This is a genomic window from Granulicatella sp. WM01, from assembly GCF_004570605.1.
Classification (GTDB): Bacteria; Bacillota; Bacilli; order Lactobacillales; family Aerococcaceae; genus WM01.
In genome coordinates, this window is record NZ_SPPB01000068.1 from 1 (window position 1) to 8,047 (window position 8,047).

The following is an 8,047-nucleotide window of genomic DNA, read 5'->3' on the forward strand; positions in this document are numbered from 1 at the left end:
ATAATATGATATTTAATATGATGTTGTACGTCTTGAGTTAGCCAATTTTCTGGAAATTCAAATTCTTCTTCCAATTTCAATAATTTTCTGGTATTCTTATCCATGTGAAGCACCTCTTTACTATTTTCTCTCAACTTATAGTTTACTGGTTTGCTTCACTTTTTTCTATAAAAAAATAATCGTGTTGGCGAACTTTTTTGTTCACCAACACGATTTATTGTACACCCTAAATGAGGTACTTGAAATCCTCGATTTAAAACCATTTGTCAACACGTTTATTTTATACTCTTAAAATTTTAGGACATTTTTTGATGCACTTTCCAAATAAATAAAACTAGTATTCTTATTCGTTCTGTTTTTTCTATTTACCTTCATTGCACAACCAAAATGCGTCCTATTTTTTACGCTCGCTTTTCCGTTTTTATTAATTAGATTAAATAAGATGATGTCTTATGGAATGAGCATGTTTGCTAAAAGATTAGTTTCCTTTTTTGACAGTTTTCACTTTTCCTTGCCAGCGTTCTAAGCCACCTTTTAAAATATAAATCTCTTTATACCCTGCTCTTTTCAAACGCCCAGCCGCTTTTCCTGCAACAAGCATAAAATCATCACATAAATAAATAGGTTGGTCTTTTCTTATTTGTCCTAAATTTTGTTTAAATTGACTGAATGGGATATTTCTAGCCCCTAAAATATGTTTAGCATTGAAATCATCTTTTTCACGCACATCAATCACTTGAGCACTTCGCATACCTTCTCTAAATTCATCAGCCTTTATATACTTAGCTGCCCAACGTCGCTCAATCCACAAATATATATGATAGCTTCCGTATACAACAGCAAATGTTATCACAAAGATAGACATTACATCAAAAAAATTCATAGTCTTTACTAATCTCCTCTTTTACAATTATTCACTTTCACTCAATACCAGACTTGCAGCACCAATAGCCCCTGCATCATTACCTAAAGTCGCTAAAACCAATTCTGTACTGTTACTAATCGTTGTCAACACATATTTTTCAAAATACTTGTTTACTTGCTGAATTAAAAACTCACCTGCACCAGATACACCACCGCCAATAACAATATAACGAGGATTAAGCATATTCGCAATATGACTACATGCAATTCCAAGATATTCTGCAAACTGATTTACGATAAGTTGTGCCAACTTGTCGCCACATTTAGCGTAATCAAATATATCTTTAGCACTTACGATTCCATCATCAATCATGTTTTTTAACGTTGTCTTTTCAGCATATTTATCCGAGTGTTGACGTGCAAGCTGAACAATACCCGTTGCACTTGCAACAGTTTCTAAACACCCTTTTTTCCCGCACGTGCAATTTAGTCCGTGTGCATCAATCAAAATATGTCCAATCTCGCCTGCACAATTTTTACTCCCATTCACCAGTTTTCCATTCGTTACAATTCCACCACCAACGCCTGTACCTAAAGTCACCAAAACCATATCGTCTGCATTTAGTCCGGCTCCTTTCCAACGTTCACCTAGAGTTGCAACATTAGCATCATTTTCAATAAATACTGGAATCTGTAACGCTTCTTGCATCAACGCTCTAACTGGTTGCTCACTTGCCCAACCCAAATTATACGCTCCTGTTACACTTCCTTTTTTCTTATCAATAGCCCCTGGACTACCAATGCCTATCCCTTTAATATCCGAAGCATTTAAACTGTATAAGTCCAAATGCTGCTGAATAGATTGAATAATATCTTTTACAATATGTTGACCATTGTCCAACTTATTTGTTGAAATACTCCACTTTGTCAACACTTCTCCCTCAAGAGATACTATCGCCATTTTTACACTTGTTCCACCTAAATCAACACCAATAATTTTTTGCATAGTCTTGTCCTTTCTTAATTAAATCCTATAAAAAACATACTCAATAATAATCCAATATAAATAACAATACTAATGACTTTTTGCTGAGGTTTTATTTGCCAAGATCCTAGGCAATATCCTGCTAATCCTCCACCAATTAAACCACCAACGTGTGACCACAAGTCGATTCCCGGAGATAAACTGTATATCAGATTAATACAAATCACAACAAAGAATTGCTGCGACTGTATATAAATACCTTTATGATGCGGAAAGACTTTTGTCAACAAAACAATAGTTGAAAACAACCCAAAAACTGCTGAACTAGCCCCTAAGGATACTGTGCTAATCCCATGCAGACCATAGCTGAATAAATTTCCTAGTAATCCTCCTGCAAAGTAGATAAGTAAAAACCTATAGGTTCCAAAAATAGGTTCCAAAATTTTCCCTGCCAAATATAAGGAATACACATTCATGGTTAGATGCATCGCATCAGCATGTAGGAACATAGCCGTAAAGAATCTCCAAAATTCATACTTGAATTGTACTAATGGCTTATACATAGCACCGTATTGTATGAACACATCAACCGTTGCCCCTTTGCTTAGTGTTACTAAAAACACAATGCAATTTATCAAAATTAACACAATTGTTGCTTGCATATATGTTGAAATATTTTTAAAACGATTAAACATCTTTTCTCCTTTCAACACCTTATTTCTTTTATTATACACGATATTCTCCGACATTTTCAATAATGAGTTGTTGCACAGGTATATCATGTTTTTCAATAGGAAAGTCCACACATTGCTCTTTTGATACAAAAGATACTGTATTCCCTTTAAAAGACGCTAAATATCTGTCATAATATCCACCGCCAAACCCTAAGCGATACCCTTTATCATTAAATGCGACACCCGGAACAATAAGCAAATCAATATGCTCTACTTCATCATCTCCAAGCGGTTCTTCTACACCAAAGACACTTTTTTTCACACTATCTTCCAATGCATAGTAAACAAATATCATTTTTTCTTTAGTCAGTACTTTAGGAAGCGCTATTCTTTTCCCTTGTTCAATGGCCAACTGAATAATTCCGCGTGTTTCCCACTCAGGAAACATAGATAATGTTATCCCTACTGTTTGTGCCTCTTTCCACTGTGGTAAACACTGTAATTGTTCGGAAAAAAATTGCTCTACACAGTATCTTCTTTCTTTAGAAATGGCACATAGTTTAGATAATACATGTCGTCGCACCTCTTTTTTTGTCATAGCCTTACCTACCTAGTTCATTTTTTTGTAGCTAGTCGCTCCCTGCAATACACATGCATCAGCTTTATCATAACGCTCTACTCCTAACCACTATGTCGTGTTCTTTGTTTCAATGCACTTTATCAGACAAACATACATCGTCTATCCTATGCCATCTTCAGCTAGTTCTTTACAATAATGTTGTGTTTACTAAGCTAAAACAGCTTCCAAAATTGCCATATTCATGTAAATTGTATTTTTCAACTGAATGATAATACGGGACTGTTCGCTTTCAATAAGCTGACTATCTAAATCTGTTTCTCGTTCAATAGGACCAGAATGCATAATAATAGCATGTGGTTTCATCATTTTTGCTCTTTCCTTTGTCAAACCATATTGATCAAAATACTGCTCTGTCTTATATGTATTGTCCTCATTAAATTGAGAACGGTATATCATGACAACATCCACTTCTTCCAACAGTTCATTAATTGTCACATGATTACCGAATAATGGACATTCTTCAACTAATAATTCTTTAGGTCCTGAAAATAGTATCTTTGCCCCTAATCTAACTAATGCTCGTATATTTGAGTGTGCCGACCTGGAATGTTTCACATCTCCAATAACGCCTACTTTTAGCCCTTCAAAACGCTGAAACTCCTCATAAATAGTCATTAAATCAGCCATAGTTTGAATAGGATTTTGTCCCATACCGTTACCTGCATTAATAATTGAACAATGAATATTAGGTTGTTCTACTAATCTTGAAAAATCTTGTTCTTCTTTTGTCCGAATAACTAAAGCATCGACATCTAATGCCGACAGGGTTAAAGCTGTATCATATAATGAGTTCACATGCTCCAGCTCTATATCCACTGTTTTTACTCCTAATCTTTTTTGTGCCATTTCTACACTATATTTATTTCTCGTGCTCTTGTCAAAAAACAAATTTGCCATAAATTTAGGTTCTAAAAAGTGATAACTATCTCCTTTTTTATACGACAATGCTCTTTGAATGAACTGTTGAATATCTTCACTAGACACATTATCTATGGAAATAAAATGTTGAAAATGTTTTATGCTCCTTCTAGCCATGATGCTCCCTCTTTTTCAAAACCACTTCATCTTTGCCGTCAATCTCTTCCAAGCGAACTAAGATTTGTTCGTCTATTGCTGTTGGAATATTCTTACCAATATAGTCCGCACGAATAGGTAATTCCCTATGCCCACGATCAACTAAAACTGCCACAGTAATTTTTTTCGCTCTCCCACGGTCCATAATAGCGTCCATAGCTGATCGAATTGTACGTGCAGTAAAGAGAACATCATCTACTAAAACAACATGTTTATCACTAATATCAACCGGAATATTAGTTCCATTTAAAACGGGATCTTGATTAAGCTGACTATCGTGACGATCATCTCGATATAGCGTAATATCTAATACACCAACTGGAACATCAACTTGCTCAAATTGCTTAATTTTTTCAGCAATACGTTCTGCCAAATAAATACCTCTTGTTTTTATCCCTATTAACACAAGATTTTCTGTACCTTTATGTTTTTCCAAAATCTCATGTGTAATTCTTACTAACGAACGACGTATTGCATCTTCTTCTAATATTGTAATACTTGCCATAATTTTCACCTCTATTTTATAGTTCCATTATAAATGACCTTCTCCAATTTCGCAATAACCCTCTATTGTCTTCACTCATACACAAGATATTGTGTTAAATCAGTCCATAATCTTACAATATATTCCACTTTTCAAAAAAAATCTCAATTTTTTTTGAAAAAAGCCTATGATTTATACTACAATCGTGATATAATGTTTGTCGTAGTAACTTGTGTTACTAGTTGTTTTTATATAGCATCTCGTTTGAAAGGAGTGGCTTTAAAATGATTACCTTATATACTTCTCCAAGCTGTGCATCATGCCGTAAAGCTCGTGCATGGTTGGAAACACACAATATTCCCTATGTTGAACGTAATATCATCTCAGATCCATTATCCATTGATGAAATTAAAAATATTTTAAGAGTTACTGAAGACGGTACAGAAGAAATTATTTCACAACGCTCTAAAACATTTAAAAAACTAGATATTTCACTAGATGAATTACCATTAAGTCAATTACTAACATTAATTCATGAAAATCCAACTCTATTACGTCGCCCTATTTTAATGGATGACAAAAAACTGCAAGTTGGCTTCAACGAAGATGAAATCAGACGTTTTTTACCTCGTTCGGTACGGGTTTTAGACTTGTTAGCCGCACAACAAGCTATTTAATTGGTATGAATACATGTTTAAAAAATTAAAAGAAGCAAGATTACCTACTAAAATCGGAATCGTTTGCTTCTTTTTTACATTTCTATATAGAGCAACATTTTATTTAGAAAAACCCACATAAAATAATGGTATCGTCTAAAAAGTATAAAAACTTCCTATTTAAAATGTTAGTATCTATCAGATAATAGGTGCATGTAGTAAAAACAATTCTATTTGTTTTCAATCACTTCACAAGAATATACATAACAGAGTAGTTAGCGTCTTATATGCTAACTACTCTGTCTTTAAGTCATTAGTCTATTTTATTAATTTTTTACGCATTCTTTTATAACTCATTATTTTGAGTTAGTGTTATTACGCTTGTTCTTCAGCTTTTTTCTTACGTTTAGCCACACGGTCACGTTCGCCTTTGTCTAAAATTTGTTTACGCAAACGAATGTTTTCAGGTGTTACTTCACAGTATTCATCATCACTCATAAATTCAATAGATTCTTCTAGCGATAAAATGCGTGGACGTTTAATAACTGCTGTTTGATCTTTTGTGGCTGAACGGATATTTGTCATTTGTTTAGCACGTGTAATATTAACAGCAATATCGTTATCACGTGAATTTTCGCCAACAACCATTCCTTCATACACTTCTGTACCTGGTTCAACGAAAATCGTTCCACGATCTTCAATTCCCATAATTCCATAAGTTGTTGCTTTGCCTGTTTCAGTAGATACTAATGCTCCATTACGGCGACCACCAATTTTAGCTTTAATTTCTGGTAAATATTGATCAAATGTGTGGTTTAAAATGCCGTATCCTCTTGTCATAGATAAAAATTCTGTTGAATAACCAATCAGGCCTCTTGCAGGTACCAAGAAAATCAATCGAATTTGGCCATTTCCCGTTGGAACCATTTCTTGCATTTCGCCTTTACGAGAACTTAACGTTTCAATAATAGACCCCATATACTCCTCAGGTGTGTCAATTTGGACACGTTCATACGGTTCACAACGAACACCGTCAATTTCACGAATAATCACTTCTGGACGCGATACTTGTAATTCGTATCCCTCACGACGCATTGTTTCAATTAATATAGATAAATGTAATTCACCTCGTCCTGATACTGTCCATGCATCTGGAGAGTCTGTTGGCTCAACACGTAAAGATACGTCTGTTTGTAATTCTGCCATTAACCGTTCTTCAATTTTACGAGATGTTACATGTTTTCCTTCACGTCCAGCAAATGGTGAATTATTTGTCAAAAATGTCATTTGCAATGTTGGTTCATCAATATGCAAAATTGGTAAGGCCTCTTGTACATCAACTGGAGTCACTGTTTCTCCAACGAATATATCTTCCATTCCACTAACAGCAATTAAATCTCCTGCTTTTGCTTCTTGAATTTCTACACGGTCTAAACCAAAGAAACCAAACAATTTAGTGACACGGAAATTTTTAGAGGAGCCATCTATTTTTAGTACAGATACTGAATCGCCTACTTTAATCGTTCCACGGAATACACGTCCAATTCCGATACGTCCAACATAATCATTGTAATCTAATAAAGACACTTGGAATTGTAACGGTTCTTGACTATTGTCTACTGGAGCAGGAATATGGTCAATAATCGTGTTAAAAATATGATCCATTGTCGGCTCTTGATCAGCTGGATTGTCTGATAAACTAGATGTCCCTCCAATCGCTGAAGCATAAATAACTGGAAACTCTAATTGATCATCATCTGCACCTAATTCAATAAATAATTCCAATACTTCGTCTACAACCTCAGCGGGACGAGCAGTATCTTTATCAATTTTATTGACTACAACAATAGGCGTTAAATGTTGCTCCAAAGCCTTTTTCAACACAAAGCGTGTTTGAGGCATTGTGCCTTCATACGCATCAACAACAAGTAAAACTCCGTCTACCATTTTCATAATACGTTCAACTTCTCCACCAAAATCAGCATGTCCTGGTGTATCCATAATATTGATACGTGTGTCATGGTATTGTACGGCTGTATTTTTCGCTAAAATAGTAATACCACGTTCTTTTTCTAAATCATTTGAATCCATTGCACGATCTTCTAAATGTGCACGTGCATCTAAAGTATGAGATTGTTTCAATAGTTCGTTTACTAAAGTCGTTTTTCCATGGTCAACGTGCGCAATAATGGCAACGTTACGAATATCATTTCTTACTGTCATATCTTCCTCCAATTTATGTTCTACCTACACTTATAACTGATTTATTTTAACAAAAGTCAGTGTAAATGAAAAGAAAAAAATCTATTATTTCCGTTTTTTGCACTATTTTTTCATTTTTCTGCATCAAACAACTTGAATGCTATAGTCTTTCGAGTATATTTTACCACATCTCAAAGTCTTCCCATATCTTACAATCTTAAAAAAAAAGGGCTCTTCGTCAAATTATGTTGGTAAGTAAAAATTCCAGCAAATATTAAGTTGTTTTTTCTTAATAGGGCTAATTGTTTCTTTTCGAATCGGTATGCAGTTGTCAAGGTTTATAGCGTGAGCGTGCCTTGACAATAAGCATACTGATTTGATAGACTTTTCAGCCCATATTAAGATGGTTTAAATAATTTTTCTTGCACTAAAAATACTCGAGTTCGTAAATATGTAAAATATTTAAAC

At 34.4% G+C, this 8,047-nt stretch carries 8 protein-coding genes; 1 reads left to right on the top strand and 7 read right to left on the bottom strand.

Features of this window, described 5'->3' with window-relative positions; genetic code table 11:
• Positions 1 to 478: 478 nt before the first annotated feature.
• From E4T68_RS07730 to pyrR, 6 genes are all read right to left on the bottom strand, one after another.
• Positions 479 to 883: a rhodanese-like domain-containing protein gene (locus E4T68_RS07730; protein WP_135125735.1), complete on the bottom strand. Its 405-nt coding sequence runs from the start codon at positions 881 to 883 to the stop codon at positions 479 to 481.
• A 27-nt stretch (positions 884 to 910) separates the two neighbouring features.
• Positions 911 to 1,870, bottom strand: a complete 960-nt coding sequence (locus tag E4T68_RS07735) for an ROK family glucokinase (protein WP_135125737.1) — start codon at positions 1,868 to 1,870, stop codon at positions 911 to 913.
• Between the two features lie 14 nt (positions 1,871 to 1,884).
• Entirely contained in the window at positions 1,885 to 2,583 is a 699-nt protein-coding gene (locus E4T68_RS07740) for a rhomboid family intramembrane serine protease (RefSeq protein WP_167753865.1), read from the bottom strand.
• The gene (locus tag E4T68_RS07745) at positions 2,576 to 3,121 is read right to left on the bottom strand and encodes a 5-formyltetrahydrofolate cyclo-ligase (protein ID WP_135125741.1); all 546 of its coding nucleotides are present in this window, start codon (positions 3,119 to 3,121) and stop codon (positions 2,576 to 2,578) included. The genes E4T68_RS07740 and E4T68_RS07745 overlap by 8 nt, the downstream gene beginning before the upstream one ends.
• Positions 3,122 to 3,310: 189 nt before the next feature.
• Positions 3,311 to 4,198 (bottom strand): aspartate carbamoyltransferase, encoded by an 888-nt coding sequence (locus E4T68_RS07750; RefSeq protein ID WP_135125743.1) that lies wholly within the window; start codon positions 4,196 to 4,198, stop codon positions 3,311 to 3,313.
• Positions 4,191 to 4,742 carry a bifunctional pyr operon transcriptional regulator/uracil phosphoribosyltransferase PyrR gene (gene pyrR / locus E4T68_RS07755; protein ID WP_135125745.1) on the bottom strand — a complete coding sequence of 184 codons (552 nt, stop codon included), beginning with the start codon at positions 4,740 to 4,742 and terminating at the stop codon, positions 4,191 to 4,193. Before pyrR ends, E4T68_RS07750 begins: the two co-directional genes overlap by 8 nt.
• Positions 4,743 to 5,005: 263 nt before the next feature.
• Here pyrR and spxA point away from each other — a divergent pair, with 263 nt between their 5' ends.
• Positions 5,006 to 5,398 carry a transcriptional regulator SpxA gene (gene spxA / locus E4T68_RS07760; RefSeq protein WP_135125747.1) on the top strand — a complete coding sequence of 131 codons (393 nt, stop codon included), beginning with the start codon at positions 5,006 to 5,008 and terminating at the stop codon, positions 5,396 to 5,398.
• Between the two features lie 354 nt (positions 5,399 to 5,752).
• On the opposite strand, the gene typA is transcribed toward spxA, so the two are convergent.
• Entirely contained in the window at positions 5,753 to 7,600 is a 1,848-nt protein-coding gene (gene typA / locus E4T68_RS07765) for a translational GTPase TypA (RefSeq protein ID WP_135125749.1), read from the bottom strand.
• Positions 7,601 to 8,047: the final 447 nt, after the last annotated feature.

Coding starts and splice junctions, on each gene's coding strand:
- E4T68_RS07730 (WP_135125735.1), bottom strand. CDS start 883: ATGAATTTTTTTGATGTAATGTCTATCTTTGTGATAACATTTGCTGTT.
- E4T68_RS07735 (WP_135125737.1), bottom strand. CDS start 1,870: ATGCAAAAAATTATTGGTGTTGATTTAGGTGGAACAAGTGTAAAAATG.
- E4T68_RS07745 (WP_135125741.1), bottom strand. CDS start 3,121: ATGACAAAAAAAGAGGTGCGACGACATGTATTATCTAAACTATGTGCC.
- E4T68_RS07750 (WP_135125743.1), bottom strand. CDS start 4,198: ATGGCTAGAAGGAGCATAAAACATTTTCAACATTTTATTTCCATAGAT.
- pyrR (WP_135125745.1), bottom strand. CDS start 4,742: ATGGCAAGTATTACAATATTAGAAGAAGATGCAATACGTCGTTCGTTA.
- spxA (WP_135125747.1), top strand. CDS start 5,006: ATGATTACCTTATATACTTCTCCAAGCTGTGCATCATGCCGTAAAGCT.
- typA (WP_135125749.1), bottom strand. CDS start 7,600: ATGACAGTAAGAAATGATATTCGTAACGTTGCCATTATTGCGCACGTT.